The organism is Pseudomonas sp. BIGb0278 (assembly GCF_024809895.1).
Classification (GTDB): domain Bacteria; phylum Pseudomonadota; class Gammaproteobacteria; order Pseudomonadales; family Pseudomonadaceae; genus Aquipseudomonas; species Aquipseudomonas shirazensis.
On sequence record NZ_JANUEL010000003.1, the window covers coordinates 178,288 to 195,711 of the forward strand.

Below are 17,424 nucleotides of genomic sequence, written 5' to 3' on the forward strand. Positions count from 1 at the left end.
AGCGAGCACCACGGGCGGGGTTGATCTCAAGTACCTTGAGCCGCCCGCCAGCATTAACCACCAGGGCAACATGAACGCAGAGAGCGCCGCGCATTACGGCAGCAATGGCCCCAGGCTCTGGCCCGCACACCTCCATGTGCTCTGCCTCGGCCCGGTATGCCCGGGTGAACTCCTTCGGCTCGTTGTTGCGAACATGGCCCCAGTTCGGCAGCAGCCGTTGTCCTAGGTGCAGGTGACGCGCCTCCCTGCAGAGCCCCCAGCAGTCATACCTTTCTGGACCGCGAGCGCCGTCCTCATACCTGCAGGACAGGTATCTGTTGATCCATTCCATAGGTGATGCCTCAGAGGTATTTCAGGGCAGGGAAACGCTTGGTATTTGCAACGTCGCGGGGGAATCCGGTGCCGATCAGGTCGAAGAAACCACATGGCAAATTGGCGTTGTTGCTTTCGAATGAGTCACTCTGCACGGTCATGCGGCATGGCTTCTCGCAGGGCGCAGACAAGTCGCTGGCCAGGTAAACCCTGTAGACGGCGGTCACCCGGGCGCTGGCATCAAGGGCTTGGTCGGCATAATGCCTCACCCTGCCGGTAGTGTTATCCACTCCAAAGGCCAATGCCTGGTTGCCCTTATTGTTCTTGGCGGCCAGCGCAATGCCGATGTTGGCCGCCTCGAATGTCACCAGCCTGCCATCCTCGGTCCCGCAGATCCGATCCTTGAATCCGTTGCAGATGAGAACAGGCGCCGACCACGCGGGGCAGGTGATCTCAAGCGTCCGCACAAAGGCTTCCTTGCCTCCAGACGCAACCGCCTCCCGATAGATCTGCTCAAGAATGGCTGAGTCGGTCATGCTTCGGGCCACTCCCTGTTAACAGCCATGTCGATGATGTTCATCATGAACCAGAACTGCGGGAAGTCCTCCCAGCCAGGCTGGATCAGCGAAGGCTCGCGCAGCTCGAGAGTCGCCGACATCTCCCATCTGGTGATTTGCACTAGCCGTGGCCCATCCGGCTTACCAGTGAATCGGCACTCGAAATTCTGAAATCCTTCCGGAAGCTGCAGCGGCATGCTGAACCACTCGACGCCGTAGTTCAGATTCCGCGCATACCAGCCCCTGAAGAATGCCGCCTGGTTCGTGTCGAAGTTCCAGGTGAAGCTCACAGTTTCTGGAGCGCTCTCGAAGTTCAGCCTCTGCCGCGCCCGTCCGGACTCCATGGGTGTTCGAATCATGGGATCTACCGGGGTGCGCAGCTCGTAACCGTTTTGTAGTGGCAGAGGCAGCTCTGCTGGATATTCGATCATGATCCCACCGCCTGAAGTCCGTATTTAGCTTGCAGAGCCTGATGCGCCTCATCGTCACCCATGACGCTCGCAACCCAGACCTTGATGAAATCCTGATTACCTTGGCGGGTCGTCTGGGATGTGCCAGCCTTCGAAGCGTCTTCGAATATCTGCACGATCGGTTGGGGCATCTGGCTGCCGACCTGGGTGCCACTGGTATTCTGCGCAGAGGCACTGCTGTTCGATCCCCGGATTGGGGTGACATTTCCCTTGCGCAGCGCCTCGACTGAAGCGACTCCACCGAAACGACTGATGTCAGCCTGACTCCAGACCACTTCACCCTTGTGGACGACGCCGGCGGGCTCGTACTTGCCGCCCGAGCCGGTGTAGCCACCCTCAGAGAAGCCGCCGCTGATGCCGCGGATCAGAGCGTATGCGGCAATCAGTGCGGTGCCGCCAACCGCGGCGGCGGCGCCAAACGAACCGATAGAAGCAACCAGCGCAGCAGGAGCCCAGGAGGCCAATGTCTCGACAGCGGCCGCCACATTTGCGGCCAGCGTGGTTGCAATCGTCGATAGCGATGAAGCCTCGGCGATGCCGTCCGCTGCAACTTTTGCGGCAGCCTTGGTCCCCTCGGCCGACACAACGGCAGTTGTTTCAGCGGTGATACCGGCCATTTTTAGGGCCTGCGTTACAAGCCACTGCGCAGTTATATCGGACAGCGCCCCGAGTACGGACCCTGCCATCGTGGTGCCGAGATTGACGAAGGCATCGCCCAGGCTCATGGTCTGAGTGATCACGCCCTGGATGCTGCTGGATATAGATGAAGTTGTGTCGCTCAGGATTGACGCCGTTGCATCCCGCGCCTGCTGGTTATAGTCAGTCGCCATGTCGACGTAGTTCTGCCATGAGCCGGACACCCCAAGCAGCCACTGCCCGCGCATTTCGTCTTGCTGGGTGTAATAGTCCTGCTGGTATCCAATGCGAACTGCGAGCGCGGCCTGCAATGCAGCGGTCTCGCTCTCGTAGAGAGATGTGTCGTTGTCGGTAGGGTTCTGGATCTTGTTGTAGTCGCGGCTCAGCTTGTCGAGCTGCTTTTGGTAGTCCTGACGAATTTTCAGATCGTCCTGCAGCCGCTGTCTGCCTTTATCCCCGAGACCTACACCAGCCAGGGAGCTGTCCAACCCCTCCTTCGCCAAATCGTTCTGCGATGTCAGATTTTCCCGGAATGCCTTCAGCTTGGCTTCGTTTTCGTACCGTTCCTTGGTCAGCTGATTCGCTTTCTCAAGCTCGGCGTTCTGCTTCTGCTGTGCCAAATTCAGCTCAGCCATCGCCAGGACTTGCTTCTGCGAGGTGGTGAGGGTCTTTTTCTCCTTGAGGTTGGCGATCTCAGTCTCGAGTTCGATCAACTTCCGGGCCTCGGCGCCGAGCTTCTGGGTTTGCTCAACCTCACCAGCAATTACGCTGCTCTGCTGCTGCAGAACGGCATATCGCTGGCGAGCCTCATCCAGCATGCGCTGGCCTGCATCCTCGCGATACTGCGGGCCTTTTGGAGTGCGCGCATCCTTGTACTTCTCGTTAATGGCAGCAATGTCTTTGGCCTGCTGCTCTGCAGTTATCAGGATCGAATTGTCACCAGAAGCGCGCGCCTGGGTAACGCGCCGCTCAACCAAAAGCCTGTATTCGGCAAGCTCTCTGGCACGCTTGTCGGCGTTGCTCTCGGTCTCCTTGCGCATCCGATCAAGAGAAACCTGATCATCAAGCGCCTGCTGCTGTTGTTGCTGAGCAAATCCTTTGGCTGCTGCTCGGCGATCGTCCTCGGCTTTTTTGATTAAAAGCTGAGTTTTTTGGGCCTCAAGTGACTCTTGGCGAAAGGTATCACTGGGTGTCAAATTACTGAGAGGGTCAGCTTGGGCCCCTCTCGGGTTGCGCTGCTTCTTTCTGGATGCGCTTTCCGCGATGGCATTCAGCTGCTCATCAAGAGCGCGCAACTGATCATCAAGGCTCTTCTCGCGACCGACATTCAGGGCCGCGTCCCATGCCGCCTTTGCAGCACCAGCGACCGCTTTCCAGCTCGACTCGATATAGCCGAGGTTGTCACGTACGCCTTTAGAGGTACGGTTGAGGCCCTGCTCGTATGCGTCGTTGGCAATCTGCGCCGCCGCCTGAGTATTGCCCTGCTCCTGAAGTGCTTTGATTTGCTCATAGGTAGACGCGGTCAGGAAGTTCATCGACTCATTGAGCCTGAGGATCTCGGCAACTGGATCCTTCGCGATCTTCTTGAAGTTGCTTACCGTTTCCTCTGCGGCCTGGCCGGTTGCCGATTCGAAGTCAATCGCCGCGCGGGTGATCGACTCGAACGCGGATACCGGAATGCGTGCAGATGCAGCGAGCTGAGCAAGCACTGCAGCAGCCTTGCCGACCGTGCCGCCAGCCGCAGAGACTTGCTGAGCCATCCCAGCAAGCTGCGCCGTGGTTGTTCCTGCAGTGTTTCCAGTCATAGCTAGAGAGGCATTGAATGCGCTGGACTCATCGCTCCCCTGCTTGTACGCCAAGGCGAGAACTGCAGCTGCAGCCGCAGCCACAGTGAATGGATTGACCAGCCCAAGAACGTATCCACTCAAGGCTTTCGCAGCAGGAACAATTCCTCCAAACGAGTCTTTCAGCTGCCCACCCTGCTGAAGCGCGACCATCATAATTGGTTGCCCGGCAGCTATGGACGTGAAAATGTCCGTGAACTGCATTGGCACCATTCGTAGTGCTTGCGCGTTCTGCTTGGCGGAAATACCGGTACGCTTGAGACCGTCATCGAAGCCAGCCAGTGCGGCCCGCGCCTGATCGATCTTTCCCTGGTACTGGGCGAATGTGTCGGCATCGATGGCACCGATTTTCTTTTTCTGAGCGAGCTTGCGCTCTTGCTCATCCAGCCGGTTCAGAGCCCGCGTGGTCGGGTCGATGCTCTCCAGCAGATCCTGCAGGCCATCCGACTGCTTCCTTGTGGCTGATTCTGCCTGCCGGGCAGCAACTGCAACTTTCTGCGTTGTCTCGGCTACGCGGCCCTGATTGGAGGCAAGGATCATGTTCCCCGAAAGCAGGCCTTGCTCTGCTTCGGACAGCCCAATCGCTGCGCTGGCAAGGTTGCGCTGATCTTGTGCGGCTTTTACGGACGCCTCAGCAACTGCGAGGATTCTCACGCGAGCCTGCTCAGCGCTCTCGCCAACAGCCTTTTGAGCGGTTGATACACCTGTCAACGAGGTAAGTGACTCCTGCAACTTTCGGCTGTAGGAGTCGAAAGCCGTGGCATTGATCTGCCCAGAGTTGCGGGCCTGGACCAGCGCAGCTTCCTGCGCGGCCAAGTCGTTCAGCTTCTTGGTCAAGGGATCAATCTTGCCAAGCAGGCTATCCAGCTCCTTTCGCTGGGAGGCTGCGGCTTTGGCGGCTGCGTCTGCGCTTTTGGCGGCAGCGTCGTTGGATGAGGTGACCTTGTCGTTAGCGGCCTGGACCTTGGACAGAGCCATAGCCAGGTTGGCGTAGTCGCCTCCAGACTTTCTAAGCGTCGAGCTTGCTCGCACGCCAGCCTGTTCAAGGGCCTCAAGAGCTGCCCGAATGTCATTGACTTGCTGCTCGGCACTTCGTCCGTCGACTTCAAGCTCGAGCCGAGATTTCAGCGCCATGGCTTTCTCCGGGCATAAAAAAACCCGCCGAAGCGGGTCGTTGTTCTGTAGGTGTCAATTGAACGCTTGGTAGCACTCGGCGAACGCCTCGTTCCTGAAATCTGATACAGCTTTGTCTTTCAGCCTCGTAACCGGAGCCACTGGCGCTCCGTAGGCCCTGAGGACGATGGCGTTTGAAAGCTTGCTCTGGTCGCCTACCGATGCCATCGCGTCTTCCAGAAGATCACCTTTCTGGCGTGCTGCCATGGCTTCTCCGGCCATAGCTGAGATCTTCTTGCACTTGCTCTGGCTATCATCGGCATGTACAGGCAAAACGACAGCCATGAGGGCTGCAATAAATAGGCTCTTCACGTTGACCCTCCTTGTGCTGAGGTGAATCTAACACCCCGGAACCATCCACTGCGAGTGCCTATTCGCCCTCCTCATCCGACGCAAGTGCAAGCTCGTCGAGTGCAAACAGAACCTCGTCGACCATCGATCTAGGCAGCGGCAGGGGATGAGCATCCAGCCAGTCGGTGATCTCCCTGGCAGAAAGCCTTAAAGGCTGCACTGCCGCCATACCAACGAGGTATCTACGACCTCTCGCAGCATTACGGAAGGCATTCAGCAGGCTGCCTGTTACGACATCTAAGGACGGCTCGTCAGGGACGGCAATGCGCAGCTTCTGATAAATCAGGCTACGCTTTTGCGTCCCCTGCCCCCACTCGGCTTCCCACTGGAATCGGGCAAGGACTTTCCCTTGATTTCGTCCAGCTCCTGCCGATTTTCAGCGGCGATGGTCGAGGCTCGGCGCAGGGCAAAGTAGAAGAAATCTGAATCGCCTCGCAGCATTTCAGCGCCGATAGCTTCGTTGTAGGCCAGTGCCTTTCCGTTTTCGTCTTCGGCGCCTTGCCAGTCCTTGATGATGAACGAGGCCAGGAGCTGGCAATGATTGTCGTGTTCAGACTTCTCGCCCTCAAGCACGCCAACCTGGCCTTCTAAAAACTGGGCATCATTTCGAGCCAAGCGACGTCGCATCCGCTCCAGGGCGATCTGGTACTGCTGATTATCCAAGGGCATCAGCAATACCTTGGTGTCTTTGTCGAACTCTTCCCAGCGCGCTTCGCCATTCTTGCTGGATTCAGTTTTTTTCAGCTTAAGAGCCATGAATAATCCTCACGCCACGCCATAAAAAAAGGCCGCGCCGGCCGGCGTCATTGCCGGAGCGACCAAAAAGAGTCAGGAGACGGTGATAACCGCGGTGTCGGTCTTGGTGCCGTCGGCAACACTGGCCGCCGTGATGGTCGCAGTGCCAGCGCTGATACCGGTGACCAGGCCGCCGATGCTCACGGACGCTACGCCAGGCGCACTGGATGTCCAGGTGACGTTCTGCGGAGCGCCAGATGGGGTGACGGTCTTGGTCATCTGCTGGGTATCACCCACATCCAGCGTGGCGGTGGCCGGCGAGACATCGACAGCGGCTACGGCAACCACAGGAACGCGGGTCACGGTCGGAGCGACCTTGGCCACTGTGTAGTTCAGCGTCACCTCGATCAGATCACGCTTGCCGCCGTTCGGCAGATCACCGTCAATCTCAATGGCCGGGAAGTCGAAGACGTACTGGTTGCCCAGGCTGTCCTCGATCGGGAACGAAAGCGCGATCGGCAGGCGGGTGAAAGTGTTCTTCCAGATCTGCCAAGCGCGGTTCGACCAGGCCATAGTGATGGTGCCGGTGATGGCCGCCTCGGTGGCGATCTGGGCGCCCGGACCGAGCTTGCTATTGCCGATGCAGCGCTGAGCTTGCAGGCTGTTGTCCAGGTTGACGGTAAGCGCCGAGACGCACGCCACGCCCTCCAGCGACTGACCGTCGACGGTCAGGGTGCCGACGTTGATGTTCGACATGAATGGTGTAGTGGTCGGCGGGTTCACCGGGGTGACGCTATTGGTGTCGCCGTCCGCGTAATCCAGGCCCACCATGGTGAAGGTGGTGGTGATCTTGCCATCGGACGGGATGTCCAAGGCAAAAACCGACGCATGCATTCCCTTGAAGAGGGTGAACACGCTCACGTCGTTGAAGTTCTTGGCGATGGTGAAGGTTCGGCGGGTGTCGCCAACCGTCAGAATGTTGCCGGCCCAGGTACCGTAGAAGGCAGCCTCCAGCAACTTGTCGAACGAGCCGAAGGAAAGCTCGCCAACCAGATCGCCTTGAATATCGGCACTGGTGGCCACCGAGCCCTGGCTGATGCGTGATTCGGTGATTTCGTCGCTGACCTGAGTGCTCACGGTCGGAGACAAGGTGTTGCTGGTCAGGCGCAGGGTATCCCAGTTGCCTGTGGTCGGGGTGATGCCGGGGGTGACCTCGGGGATGAGGTAACTGGTAACGCGGGCGCCAGACGACATGCGAATGTCTCCTTTATGCGGGCATAAAAAAACCCGCTCAAGGCGGGCAGGATCAGGGTCTTGCAGGTCAGCCGGCGCGGAACCGGACGTTCACGTTGATCTGGTAGTAGTCCTCGAAGTCGCCCACCACCTGCTGGGAAACCTCTAGGCATTCGATATGGCCGTCCTGCCAGGACTGGAAGTGGTCGGACAGGGCATCAGCCAGCTTGTTGATGGCGGACAGCCCGGTTGATCGACGGCAGAAGCACTGGATCACTACCTGGCCAGGCCGGCGATAGTGCGGCTTGTCTGCCATGCCAGCGAACGACGCCGTGGCATACAGGATCTCGAATGCACACCAGACTCCGGCGGCGGGCGGCTTGAAGACACCACCGCCTGGGTTCGGACTGTTGGCATACTCAATCCGCGCCTGCTCAATACCAGTGAATGACGCCATCCGGGCAGTGAGCGTCTTGCGGACTGTCTCAAAAGGTACGGTCATGTCCACTTCTCGGTAACTGCGATGAAGGAAATGCCGTAGACGCCCATGGGCGACATTCGGCTGTATCCCGCGAAGGTGACCTTCTCGGACGGCCCGTTGTATCCGCCGAACTCAAGCAGCTCACCGTATGGCTCGTTGTTCTGCACGTACACGGTACTGAAAGGCTTGAGGTCCGAAAGCGCTGAGGTAGCCGCTGCGAATGTTGGCTGCCCTGAGATGTCGACGGCCTGACTGATGTCGTACGAAGGAGATCCTATGGTGACGATGTTGTTCGCCATGTACGCGCCGCTGTCGACTGGCGCATTACTGATGATCTCGCCGACCAACTCGATGACGATGTGTCGCTGCATCTCGACCAGGTCTTTTTCCACCTGATCAGCGAACAGCGCCGGCGACAGAGACCAGCCAGCCATCAGGTGGCCCTCAACTGGATTTGATAGTGCACGCCCACGGGGTCGATGGTTACCGGATGGATCACCAGGTGTTCTTTGAGCTCGCCGGTGATCAGATCTGGAGCAATTATCCTGTGTCCAGGGGTTGGCTTGTCGCTCACCTCATTGACCAAGGCGATCAGCTTCACGTCGGTCGCCAGTATGCGCAGCCCGTCGATCTGCTCAGACTTGTAGCGAGTCAGAACGCCGCGGCCGGTATAGGCGACCGGCTGGGCGGTGGTCACTTCCTCAACCGGATCCCAGACACCTTCGCCCGGGTAGGTGCCGGTGAAGTCGTGAACCGCCTCAGCAAACGCTTTATCGAACAGGCGCCCGAACGACGACTGCATGGTGCTCTTGATCGGCATGTCACACCGCCTGACTGGTCTTCCGGAGGGTATATTCGGCAACACACCTGCAGCGGATACGCTCACTGAGCGGAGCGCCAAGCGATGTGTCACACGGAAACATCAGCATGGCGCCGGCCGGAGAGATGAATGCCTGGCCTGCCATTACGGTCTGTCCGTTCATCTCGCCGTGGGTGCGCCGCTCTCGGCCATCCATCGTGGTCTTCCACTTCTTGGCGAAGGTGTATTGCCCATTGCTGCGCGCCGTGAGCTGCTGCCACCCCTCCTCTCGGCCCTTGTTGTAGGCCTCGGCAGTGTTGGTCTGTGCCAAAGCATCGGCGTAGGTGCTGAGCAGGCGCTGCGCATATGCCGTGGTGGCGCGGTCGATGGTTGTCTTGGCGAGCGACTTTCCCGCCTCTATCGCCTCGCGAACCGCTGCATCAAACGCTGGGTCGCGGCGCACCCTGGTCAGGTAGTTGCGCATATTGCCCGGGTCGCCACTGGCGAGCTGGTCGCGCGCACGCTCGATTGCTTCGGCAGAAGCGCCGCTGAGACCAACGACCCCGCCAGTGCGGCGCCCGGTCTGCCGGCTCAGCCGTCCTGCCAAGTTCAGCGCTACGGTGCGCGCCGAGTCGCCACGGTCGCGACCCATCGACAACACTACACGCACCGCATCCGCCTGGTCACGAGCCACCTGTTCCCGCAGCGCAGAAGCTTGGGCGCTCAGGAATTCACTCACGCTGCGATCGCTCATGTCGATCTCGCGGCGAACAACAGGGATGATGATCGCCACCAGTTCCTTGCTGGCCCCGCGGGCATACGCGGCGCGCAGGCGTTCCAGCAGCACGGCCAGCAGGCCCAGCGATAGGATTTCAGCGATGCGATCCTCGTCATTGTCGTCTACGGCCTGCTCAAGCTGCGCGAGGCTGATGTAGCGAACGGTCTGGGCTACCTGCTCGAGGTAGGCCTGCTTGGCCTCGCCCTCCAGCCGCTTGATCTCGTCCTCTACCTCGGAGGCCTTCATACGACGAACACCGCCACACCGCACAACCTGTTACTGCGCAGGAGCGGGGCCACCAACTCATCCACTACGGTCAACACCGGGCGCGTCGGGACGCCGCCATCAGGCGTGGCCGTGGCCTGGTATTCGATCTCCAGCACGTCGACCTTCTGCCGCTTTATGGCCTCGGCGGCTACGTAGTCAGGGCTCAGGCTGCCAGGGTTCACCAGTTCGCGCAGAGCCGCCTCGTAGGTGGCCCGCTCAATCTCCGCTGGCACCTCGTCAGGCGGGATGGCCGCGCCTTCGTTGTCCGTTGCGCCGGTGCGGGGCCACTGGAGTTCCTGCGCCCGTCCACCGGTCTTCACGCCGGAGAACATCGACTCCCAACGCCCGCAGCTGTTCTGCTGCTGGTACTTGCCGTCGATGTAGGCCGATGCCCTGATCAGCGCCGCCTGCTTCGCTTCGTCACTGCCGGCCCAGGCAGCATTCGCCCGGGCAGAGTGGTAGGCGTCGGCGCCTGCGACGGATCCGTAGAATTCTGGCATCGGGATGTCTCGAATAAGTGGGCGGCGAACCGCCCGGGGTTGTTACGGGTGCTTGGCCAGTTCGGCCTGCAGCTCTTCCAGGGTGACGTCGTCGCCGACTTCAACGCCCTTTTCCTTGAGCTTGGCGATGGCCTCTTCCTTGGCCTTGGATTCAGCCTCGACCAGGCGCTCTTGCAGAGTTTTCAGGCTGGAGTTCTTGCCAGCCTCGACACCCAGCGCCTTCAGCTTGGCGAACAGCGCCTCCTTGTCGCCTTCGTCGGCCTTCGGCGCAGTGCCGGAGACCTTCAGGAAGTCCAGGCGCGATGCCAGCTTGTGGCCGGACTCGCTCAGCTCTACCTCGCGAGACTCGCCCGGACCGACGAAAACCACGCCGGTTGCGGTGTGCACACCCTGCGGCGCCTTGGAGTTGTTGGTCACTTTCATGGTGATCTCCTGTCAGGCAGCCGGGGCGGTGATTTCATCGAGGTACGCGAAAGCGCCGGGCAGGCGAATCTCGGTACCGCCAGTGCGGGCGATGATGCCGGTCTCGAAGCCCATGATGGACTTCTGGCGCGGCGCCAGGACGCGGCGAGGCATCGGCAGGTGGAAGCGAACCACCTCCGGGTCCTTGCGGTAGGCAACCAGACGACCACCGCCGTCCTGGGAGGCGTTGCGGGCCTCGCGCAGCGGCTGAATGTCCAGCGCCTGGCCGGTCTCGGCGGTGTAGATGTTGTTGCGGCGGATGAACTCCAGCACTGTCATGAAGCCGTCACCAGCCCCCATGCGGCGGGTGGCCAAGTCACGGAAGGCGTCTGGCGGCATGCGCAGGGTGTCCGCCCATTCCACCTCGCCGGTATTGGTGCGGACGCTGCTCAGCACGCCGTTGATGTCAGCCAGGATCTGGTCAACGGTCTTGCTCGCCCAGAAAGTCGAACTTCCGGTGCCGGTTGCGGCCGCATCAGTGCGGGCAACGATGGTGCTGTTCAGGAGGCCGGTCCAGTTCTTCTCGGTCGAGCCGCGCATGGCGATGTCGTTCAGCAGGCGCTCAACCTTGTCCGCGGCGCTCATGGCCTTGGTGTCGTTCAGGTTGACGCCATACAGAGCGGCTTGGTTGATTTCTTCCAGGTTCCACTCCCAGCCGGAGCCGATCATGGCGAAGTCGTGCGACGCCTGATCGCGGGTCACCTGGTTGAACGGCATGTCGGTACCGGCGCCGCTGAGGAACTTGGCCTCGCCGGCGGTATCGACGGTGAAGAAGGTGGTGCCGATAGCCCACGGCTGGCCTTCGGTCACGACCGGCACGTGCGCGGCGTAGTTGAAGGCTGGGTAGCGGCGTTGGTAGACGCGGGTCTCGATGTTACGGCCTTGGGCGATAACGAACGGGAGCGCCGCCTGAGCGTCTTCGAAGCGAGTCATGTGGTAGTTCCCTCGGCCTTAGGCGGAAGCAATTGGGCGCAGGCCCATGGAGATTTCGACGATGTCGCCGTTCGCGCCGGAGGTGTCGAACACGACATCAGGCAGCGGGCCGACGATGCCAGCGCCGGTGGCAGCGACGTAGCGGTTGGTGGTCGGGTTGTAGAACACCTCGCCGCCATCCACGACAGCGCCGCCAGCCTGGACCTTCATCGGACCCATGGTCATGAAGGCGCCGGTGAAGTACTGCGGGTAACCGTCGACCAGCTGGGAGCCCTGGGCAACCGGAGGAACGGCTGGGTTCAGCACCGCGAAGCCGATGAACACGCCAGCGGAGAACGGCACGACGCCATGGTCGCCCGAGCCGCGCTGGACCGGCGCACCAAAGCGGATGCCCTCAGCGTTCTCGACGGTGCGGGAGATCTTGTTGCACTTCTCCTCGCTGGCGATCTGGCCGACCAGGCCCTTGGCCGGGGCATTGGTATAAGTGTTTTGGTAGGTAGCCATCGCTGGTTCTCCTTAGGCCTGGGCCGGGCGGTGGGCGGTTTGCATGTCAGCGATCATCTGCAGGCGAGCCTTTTCAGCGTCGTCGCCGGTGGTCTTGCTGTCCTGCTGGATCATGTGCTGGCGGAAAGGGTCGCCGGCCGGGTTCTTCGCGGCGTCCTCGACCAGAAGGTCGAAGCGAGCGTCGATGTAGGCCTCGGTCTTGCCAGCAATGGCGGCGTCGCCCAGCTTGGCGATGACCACGGCCTTGCGGATCTCGGCATCGCCCTTGCCGGTGTAGTCAGCGTCAGCGATGGACTTGGCCTTGGTGACCAGGTCAGCGCGCGCCTGAACGCGCTTGTCGAGATCCGCATCGCTGAGAACAGCTGCTTTCAGCTTGGTGATCTCGTCGTCCTTCTTGGCCAGCTCGCTGTCCTTGGCCGCCAGGGCCACAGCGTGCGCGTCGGTCAGGGTTTTGATGTTGACGCCCGCGTCGGCCAGCTGCTTGGTCAGCTTGTCGATCGCCTGGGCGCCCTGGTCGGTGGTTTGAACGGACAGGCCATCAACAATGACCGTGCGCAGGGAATCAGCCATTTGATGGCCTCCTTTTGGGGGTTTGGGGTCGTTGTCACCGATGCGAAGCTTTTCGCCGCCTCGAGCGCGATGCTCCAGGCTGAGGTGATTCATTTTCATGGGCCCGAGGTAGACATCGAAGTGCTCGCCCTCGGGGGTTTGCCCATCCTGGAACACGACTTCAGCGCCGTACCCCATGGAGAGCTCGCGTTTGCCGGCCTCGTAGTCCTCGATGGCCTTGGCGTCCATCAGCACCAGCGGCACCTTGACGAACTCGCCATCGCGGACGACTTCGCCGCCGGTCTGGCCGATGGCGTGGTCTTTCCAGTTCTTGGCGTTGACGCCCTCGCCGCCAGGGTGGCCGTTGGTCATGGGCCGGTAGGCGTAGGACTGCATGGCGTCCTTGTGGAAAACCGAGCTCTCCGGCCGGTACACCTTGACGATGGGCTTGTCGCGCAGGCCGTGCTCGTTGTCCGGGTCGATCTCGGTGCCCAGGTAGTCCTGAATGCCGGTGCGGGCGACCCTGGCCTCGGCCACCAGGTAACCGTCAGCCGTCCGCCGCACATTGGAAGCGGTGACAGAGTCTTGAAGGATCATGTTTGCCTCGAGCGGTTACTGCAGGTCTTCGAAGATCTCCGGCCCGAACTCGATCTTGCCGCGGTACGGCTCGACTTTGCTCAGGTCCAGCTCGCCGGCCTGGTAGGTGATGGTTACGTGCGGCTGGTACTCTTCGAAGTCCCAAGACGCCCCAGCCTCGCGGATCTGCATGTGTCGCCAGGCCAGTTCGGACGAGTTGAACAGCAGCACGACAGCGCCGTCGCTGCCCAGCGGCTCGACCAGGCGTGCGCCGCCAGGGGCGACGGTTAACCCGCCGTCCTGCCGACTGCCCCAGTCACCGCCAACCTTCATCCAGTCCAGCGCCTGCCGGCTGTATGCGATGGTGACGTGCAAGTCTTCGGCCGGGACGGTGGTGTCGAAGCCTTGGGACTTTGCCCATGCCAGGATGTCGGCGCCGTTGGTGACCTTGCGCTGCACGTACAACGGCCGCGGGGCTGCGTCGCCGAGGGAGGCGGTGCGCGACGGGAGCTTGTTGCCCTCCTCGTCGATTTCCGGATCCTCCTCATCCGGCAGTTCGGCGCCGAACTTCTTGATGGCCGCCTCCAGCCCGGGCATGACGCTCTGCTCGACAAGCAAGTTGACCGAGGCTTGCGACAGGGCATCCTCAGGGAAGAGCCCCGCATCCTTGAGCACCTTGATCGTGTCCGCCGTGGTCTTGCCGATATCGGCGCGCTCTTTGGCGGTCGGTTGCCAGAGCGGCGCCCAGGTGTAATGGATCTCTTTCGGGCGATCACCCAGAGCCGAGCGGATGAGGCACTCGTCAAGCACACCCATGGCAGGCTTGATGTCCAGCTTCTGCCGGGAGGCGACGTTGTCGTAGTAATTTCGGGTGTTCTCTTCTCCGTTCGAGCCCAATCCGGTCGACGACTGTCCAAACATACGGGTGATCGGGACATCGAACGCCCCGGCCACGCCCTGCTCTGTCTTGGCGATGACATCAGGAAGCGTGCTGAAGCTGGCCGACTTGGAGGTGTGGGTCTCCTGCCCGTCCAGTATCAGCGTGCCGTTGATGCCCTTGGCAGTTGCCGCCAAGCGCAGACGCTCGAGCAGCTGACGCTCGTAATTCTTGTCCTGCATGCTCGTCATCAGGTTCGGGATATTGATGACGTCGATCTTTGCCTCGTAGACCAGGCTGACCACGTTGGCCACGGTCTCGTCGTAGCGACGCACGGCAGGCAGCGCAGCCAGCAGCACCGAATCACCCCAGCCGAAGCCGGCACCCATGGCTAGCTCTGGATCGGGGTGTGGCACGCCTACGAAGATGACCAGCCGGGATGGGTGAATCTCAAGCTCAGAGCCTGGCAGCCGGTAAGCCTTGGGCTTTCCGTATCGTGGGCTTTGCGGGTCTTGCTCGATCTCAGTAGCCGATAGCTGTCGGCGAGTCATCACGGTCAAGTACTTGATACCACCTTGACGGATTGAGTCAGGCTTTAGCTCGGTTGAAGTGTTTCGGTCGCCGGTACCGATGAATAACGCAGCGCCGCCGAACAAGCGAGACTTCAGCAGAGCCTCAAGGATCTTGCCCTTTACATTCAGCCGCTCTTCCTCGGCCTCGATGAGCTCAATCTGCTCTTTGTTGGCCTGCCAGCTGCGCCAGTTCCGGCACGCATCGATCGCTGGAATACTCACACCTTTCTGCGCAGTCCACGAACCTCGGAATGCGTTCAGCAGTTGCTGGTCGTCCATCTCCGGCACGGTGTAGTGCGAGTGGGATGACTTGTCGCGCGCAGTACCCAGTCCAGCGACAAGGTTCTGCAGGCTGTCCTTGATGAAGGTGTATGCGCTCATGGATTGCTCACGTTTGCGAGTGTGTAGCCGCCCGCAATCGGGAAGCGCTGAACAATGAAGTAGCCGAGTGCGTCGACCGGGTCTTCAGTGCCGTCTTTGTTTGGTTCGCCCTTGTCGGTGTAGGCCTGCTGCTCGAGCACCCCGGTAGTGACCGGGCAATTGTCGGTGTTCACCAGATAGCGCCTGTGAGCCTCTCCGTTGAGGAGCATTGCGTTGACTGCCAGCACCCTGTCCCGAACCTCAGGGTTCGACGGGTTGACCATCACAGGGAATCCTGCGGCCCGGAGCAACGTGTGGTCGGACTCGCTACCGTTGACGCTCTTGCGGTTCTTTCCGCTGGCGTCGGGATAGACGGTGATGCTGTGTCCGGGGAAGCGCCGCTTAAGCTCTTTGATCATCGCCGGCGTATCGAACAGGCTTGTGGCCTCCTCGAGCAGCATGGGCAACCCGTCGCGGATGACGTGAATAGTTGCCGCCATCCGGTTGATGTTGAAGTCCATGCCGACATGGAGCTGTTCGCCTGGGCGAATCGTGGCGTTGGTGTGGTTCTTGTGCCGGCAGAAGTTCGGGTAGACGCTGCCCGACGTCAGGTTGACGAACAGGCCGTCGATGTAGGCATCCACCAGGTTGGCCGGGTATGACTTGCGCAGAGAGGGAATGTAGTCCTTTGGCAGGTTCTTGGCGTTCTGCCGCGTGGACGCATGCACGATGCCGTAGAACTGGCGCTGCGTTGGATCGGCGGCCAGCTCCTTGACGAACTTGCGGTAGACCCAGTTGAAGCCCTCAGGCGTTGTCGTCACGTCGATGGTGTTCGTGTCACGGCCAGGCCATACCGTCGACATACGCGCAATGATCTTCTTCCAGGCACTGTCCGCCTTCTTGATCGGCATGCAGTCGATCTCATCGACCAGGGCGTGCGCGATGTTGAAGCCGACGATCCGGTGCGGGTGCTCCATGCTCTTGCAGACAATGGTGCTCAGGCAGCGTCCCTTGCTGTCTCGCAGGTAAACGCGCTTGTTGCTGGCAACGATGTCAGCGAACAAGCCAAACGCCTCAGCAACGCCCGGCAGCGTGTCGTAGAAGATGTCCGTGATCTGCGGGTAGGTCGGCGCGAAGTAGCCCTGAGGAATGCCAGGGAACTCCAAGGCGTTGATGCACATCCGCACGCAGCCCACGAAGGTCTTTCCGCTGCGGTAGCCGCCCACGAACGCCATGAACTTGTTGTGCGACTTGATGAACTCAAACTGCGGCTTGTTCAGCATCAGGACAGGACGCATCTTCTACCCCGATTATTACTTGCTTCGGCTCGGGCAGGCCCTGATTCGGGTCCTCCAGTTCACGCTGCAGCTTTTGGATGTTCAGCCGCTTGATCTCGTCGTCCAGCGACTTGTCAGGCTCGACCTTGCGATTCACGTACACGTCGCCGACTTCCTTGGCGGCCTGCTCCAGCAGCTGAGCGGTCAAAGCCATGTTCTTCATGGATTCCGCCTTCTCAGCCATCCTCCCCAAGGCGCGGAGTCTGTAGGCGCGGTTGGCAATCGGGATCTCGGCAGTCTCCTCGCGGAAACGCTTGCGGGTGTCCTCGAACAGCACCACCCAACGCCTGGCCAGGTTGCGTCCCTGCCGCTTGGTGGGGTCGTGACTTTCAGCCGTCTGGCGACTGATCTCAATGCCGAACTCTTTGTTGACGGCCTCGGCCACCTGAGACGGTGTATCGAAGCAGGCCAGCGCCTGAACGATAAAGGCCTTCACCTCGTTGCTCAGGGCTGCCATAAATTGGGTTCCGTCAAGCGCCTGTCAAATATCAAGCCGACTTAAGCAGGCAGGTACCACAGGCCCTCGCAATATTGATCTTGGCCACCTCAGGCGGCCGGCTTGCAGCGTCGATGAGCTGCTGTACGTCGTTGCTCGCACCATAGCGGCGTACCACTCCGACGAACTCTTCGACGTCATGGCCGCGCATCTCAAGCTTGGGCAGCCCGTCTTGGGTGAATGCCGGGGCGCCGTACTTATCGAGCTTGTGCGCTATGTGGTAGAGCTCGTGCTCGACCAGGGCGCAGAACTCAGCCTCGGTGCACTGGGCGCAGTAGTCGGCGGCAAGGGTGATGAGGAACTCAGGCTCTTCACCGAACCAGTCCCGCATCTGCTGCTCTTGCCGGGCTTTCTGCCAGCCACCGGCGCGAATCATCAGTTGCTCGGCCTGGCCCAGTACTGTCCTGCCCTTCTTCTCGAACGCAGAGGACGCCCACAGCACGCCGACATTGGCGTCAACTAGATGAGTGTGCTCTTCGTTGTAGATGCTACCGGTCGTGGCGAGGATCTCTGCCTGTATCCAATCCCAGACCTCAGGAGCAGGTCGAAGAGTGAGCCACAGTGCATCGAGCAGGTCGGCAGGGGGGTTCAGTCTGCTCATACATCCCCCTCAGGTACGGTT

General features: G+C 60.7%; 19 protein-coding genes. All 19 read right to left on the reverse strand.

Annotation, left to right across the window (positions count from 1 at the left end; translation table 11 throughout):
- Nucleotides 1-341 precede the first annotated feature (341 nt).
- On the reverse strand, nucleotides 342-848 hold the full coding sequence (locus M2396_RS13440; RefSeq protein WP_259075421.1) for a DUF1833 domain-containing protein: 507 nt from the start codon (nucleotides 846-848) through the stop codon (nucleotides 342-344).
- Complete coding sequence (locus tag M2396_RS13445; protein WP_259075423.1) at nucleotides 845-1,300, reverse strand: transposase; 456 nt, start codon at nucleotides 1,298-1,300, stop codon at nucleotides 845-847. The genes M2396_RS13440 and M2396_RS13445 overlap by 4 nt, the downstream gene beginning before the upstream one ends.
- Entirely contained in the window at nucleotides 1,297-4,953 is a 3,657-nt protein-coding gene (locus M2396_RS13450) for a phage tail length tape measure family protein (RefSeq protein ID WP_259075425.1), read from the reverse strand. The genes M2396_RS13445 and M2396_RS13450 overlap by 4 nt, the downstream gene beginning before the upstream one ends.
- A gap of 54 nt (nucleotides 4,954-5,007) precedes the next feature.
- Nucleotides 5,008-5,304, reverse strand: coding sequence for a hypothetical protein (locus tag M2396_RS13455; protein ID WP_259075427.1), 297 nt, complete (start codon nucleotides 5,302-5,304; stop codon nucleotides 5,008-5,010).
- A gap of 321 nt (nucleotides 5,305-5,625) precedes the next feature.
- Nucleotides 5,626-6,099, reverse strand: a complete 474-nt coding sequence (locus M2396_RS13465) for a hypothetical protein (protein ID WP_259075428.1) — start codon at nucleotides 6,097-6,099, stop codon at nucleotides 5,626-5,628.
- Nucleotides 6,100-6,171: 72 nt separating this feature from the next.
- Nucleotides 6,172-7,332 (reverse strand): phage tail tube protein, encoded by a 1,161-nt coding sequence (locus M2396_RS13470; RefSeq protein ID WP_259075430.1) that lies wholly within the window; start codon nucleotides 7,330-7,332, stop codon nucleotides 6,172-6,174.
- Nucleotides 7,333-7,399: 67 nt separating this feature from the next.
- Nucleotides 7,400-7,813 (reverse strand): DUF4128 domain-containing protein, encoded by a 414-nt coding sequence (locus tag M2396_RS13475; protein WP_259075432.1) that lies wholly within the window; start codon nucleotides 7,811-7,813, stop codon nucleotides 7,400-7,402.
- Entirely contained in the window at nucleotides 7,810-8,226 is a 417-nt protein-coding gene (locus M2396_RS13480; RefSeq protein ID WP_259075434.1) for an HK97 gp10 family phage protein, read from the reverse strand. Before M2396_RS13480 ends, M2396_RS13475 begins: the two co-directional genes overlap by 4 nt.
- Nucleotides 8,226-8,612 (reverse strand): hypothetical protein, encoded by a 387-nt coding sequence (locus tag M2396_RS13485; RefSeq protein WP_259075436.1) that lies wholly within the window; start codon nucleotides 8,610-8,612, stop codon nucleotides 8,226-8,228. The genes M2396_RS13480 and M2396_RS13485 overlap by 1 nt, the downstream gene beginning before the upstream one ends.
- 1 nt (nucleotide 8,613) lies before the next feature.
- Nucleotides 8,614-9,615 (reverse strand): phage head morphogenesis protein, encoded by a 1,002-nt coding sequence (locus M2396_RS13490; protein ID WP_259075438.1) that lies wholly within the window; start codon nucleotides 9,613-9,615, stop codon nucleotides 8,614-8,616.
- Nucleotides 9,612-10,136, reverse strand: coding sequence for a DnaT-like ssDNA-binding protein (locus tag M2396_RS13495; RefSeq protein ID WP_259075440.1), 525 nt, complete (start codon nucleotides 10,134-10,136; stop codon nucleotides 9,612-9,614). Before M2396_RS13495 ends, M2396_RS13490 begins: the two co-directional genes overlap by 4 nt.
- Before the next feature lie 42 nt (nucleotides 10,137-10,178).
- Nucleotides 10,179-10,559 carry a hypothetical protein gene (locus M2396_RS13500; protein WP_259075442.1) on the reverse strand — a complete coding sequence of 127 codons (381 nt, stop codon included), beginning with the start codon at nucleotides 10,557-10,559 and terminating at the stop codon, nucleotides 10,179-10,181.
- Between the two features lie 12 nt (nucleotides 10,560-10,571).
- Complete coding sequence (locus M2396_RS13505; RefSeq protein ID WP_259075443.1) at nucleotides 10,572-11,531, reverse strand: DUF2184 domain-containing protein; 960 nt, start codon at nucleotides 11,529-11,531, stop codon at nucleotides 10,572-10,574.
- Between the two features lie 18 nt (nucleotides 11,532-11,549).
- Entirely contained in the window at nucleotides 11,550-12,035 is a 486-nt protein-coding gene (locus tag M2396_RS13510; protein ID WP_259075444.1) for a hypothetical protein, read from the reverse strand.
- Between the two features lie 12 nt (nucleotides 12,036-12,047).
- A complete protein-coding gene (locus M2396_RS13515) occupies nucleotides 12,048-13,181 on the reverse strand; it encodes a DUF2213 domain-containing protein (protein ID WP_259075445.1) in 1,134 nt (377 codons plus the stop codon).
- 15 nt (nucleotides 13,182-13,196) lie between these two features.
- Entirely contained in the window at nucleotides 13,197-14,990 is a 1,794-nt protein-coding gene (locus M2396_RS13520) for an anti-CBASS protein Acb1 family protein (protein ID WP_259075446.1), read from the reverse strand.
- Nucleotides 14,987-16,267 (reverse strand): terminase large subunit, encoded by a 1,281-nt coding sequence (locus M2396_RS13525; protein ID WP_259075447.1) that lies wholly within the window; start codon nucleotides 16,265-16,267, stop codon nucleotides 14,987-14,989. The genes M2396_RS13520 and M2396_RS13525 overlap by 4 nt, the downstream gene beginning before the upstream one ends.
- Nucleotides 16,230-16,763, reverse strand: a complete 534-nt coding sequence (locus M2396_RS13530) for a DUF2280 domain-containing protein (RefSeq protein WP_259075449.1) — start codon at nucleotides 16,761-16,763, stop codon at nucleotides 16,230-16,232. Before M2396_RS13530 ends, M2396_RS13525 begins: the two co-directional genes overlap by 38 nt.
- A 31-nt stretch (nucleotides 16,764-16,794) precedes the next feature.
- On the reverse strand, nucleotides 16,795-17,403 hold the full coding sequence (locus tag M2396_RS13535) for a putative metallopeptidase (protein WP_259075451.1): 609 nt from the start codon (nucleotides 17,401-17,403) through the stop codon (nucleotides 16,795-16,797).
- Nucleotides 17,404-17,424: the final 21 nt, after the last annotated feature.

Bases quoted from the DNA above. Each gene is read 5' to 3' on its own strand.
- M2396_RS13440 (WP_259075421.1), bottom strand. From the start codon at position 848: ATGACCGACTCAGCCATTCTTGAGCAGATCTATCGGGAGGCGGTTGCG.
- M2396_RS13445 (WP_259075423.1), bottom strand. From the start codon at position 1,300: ATGATCGAATATCCAGCAGAGCTGCCTCTGCCACTACAAAACGGTTAC.
- M2396_RS13450 (WP_259075425.1), bottom strand. From the start codon at position 4,953: ATGGCGCTGAAATCTCGGCTCGAGCTTGAAGTCGACGGACGAAGTGCC.
- M2396_RS13465 (WP_259075428.1), bottom strand. From the start codon at position 6,099: ATGGCTCTTAAGCTGAAAAAAACTGAATCCAGCAAGAATGGCGAAGCG.
- M2396_RS13470 (WP_259075430.1), bottom strand. From the start codon at position 7,332: ATGTCGTCTGGCGCCCGCGTTACCAGTTACCTCATCCCCGAGGTCACC.
- M2396_RS13475 (WP_259075432.1), bottom strand. From the start codon at position 7,813: ATGACCGTACCTTTTGAGACAGTCCGCAAGACGCTCACTGCCCGGATG.
- M2396_RS13480 (WP_259075434.1), bottom strand. From the start codon at position 8,226: ATGGCTGGCTGGTCTCTGTCGCCGGCGCTGTTCGCTGATCAGGTGGAA.
- M2396_RS13485 (WP_259075436.1), bottom strand. From the start codon at position 8,612: ATGCCGATCAAGAGCACCATGCAGTCGTCGTTCGGGCGCCTGTTCGAT.
- M2396_RS13490 (WP_259075438.1), bottom strand. From the start codon at position 9,615: ATGAAGGCCTCCGAGGTAGAGGACGAGATCAAGCGGCTGGAGGGCGAG.
- M2396_RS13495 (WP_259075440.1), bottom strand. From the start codon at position 10,136: ATGCCAGAATTCTACGGATCCGTCGCAGGCGCCGACGCCTACCACTCT.
- M2396_RS13500 (WP_259075442.1), bottom strand. From the start codon at position 10,559: ATGAAAGTGACCAACAACTCCAAGGCGCCGCAGGGTGTGCACACCGCA.
- M2396_RS13505 (WP_259075443.1), bottom strand. From the start codon at position 11,531: ATGACTCGCTTCGAAGACGCTCAGGCGGCGCTCCCGTTCGTTATCGCC.
- M2396_RS13510 (WP_259075444.1), bottom strand. From the start codon at position 12,035: ATGGCTACCTACCAAAACACTTATACCAATGCCCCGGCCAAGGGCCTG.
- M2396_RS13515 (WP_259075445.1), bottom strand. From the start codon at position 13,181: ATGATCCTTCAAGACTCTGTCACCGCTTCCAATGTGCGGCGGACGGCT.
- M2396_RS13520 (WP_259075446.1), bottom strand. From the start codon at position 14,990: ATGAGCGCATACACCTTCATCAAGGACAGCCTGCAGAACCTTGTCGCT.
- M2396_RS13525 (WP_259075447.1), bottom strand. From the start codon at position 16,267: ATGCGTCCTGTCCTGATGCTGAACAAGCCGCAGTTTGAGTTCATCAAG.
- M2396_RS13530 (WP_259075449.1), bottom strand. From the start codon at position 16,763: ATGGCAGCCCTGAGCAACGAGGTGAAGGCCTTTATCGTTCAGGCGCTG.
- M2396_RS13535 (WP_259075451.1), bottom strand. From the start codon at position 17,403: ATGAGCAGACTGAACCCCCCTGCCGACCTGCTCGATGCACTGTGGCTC.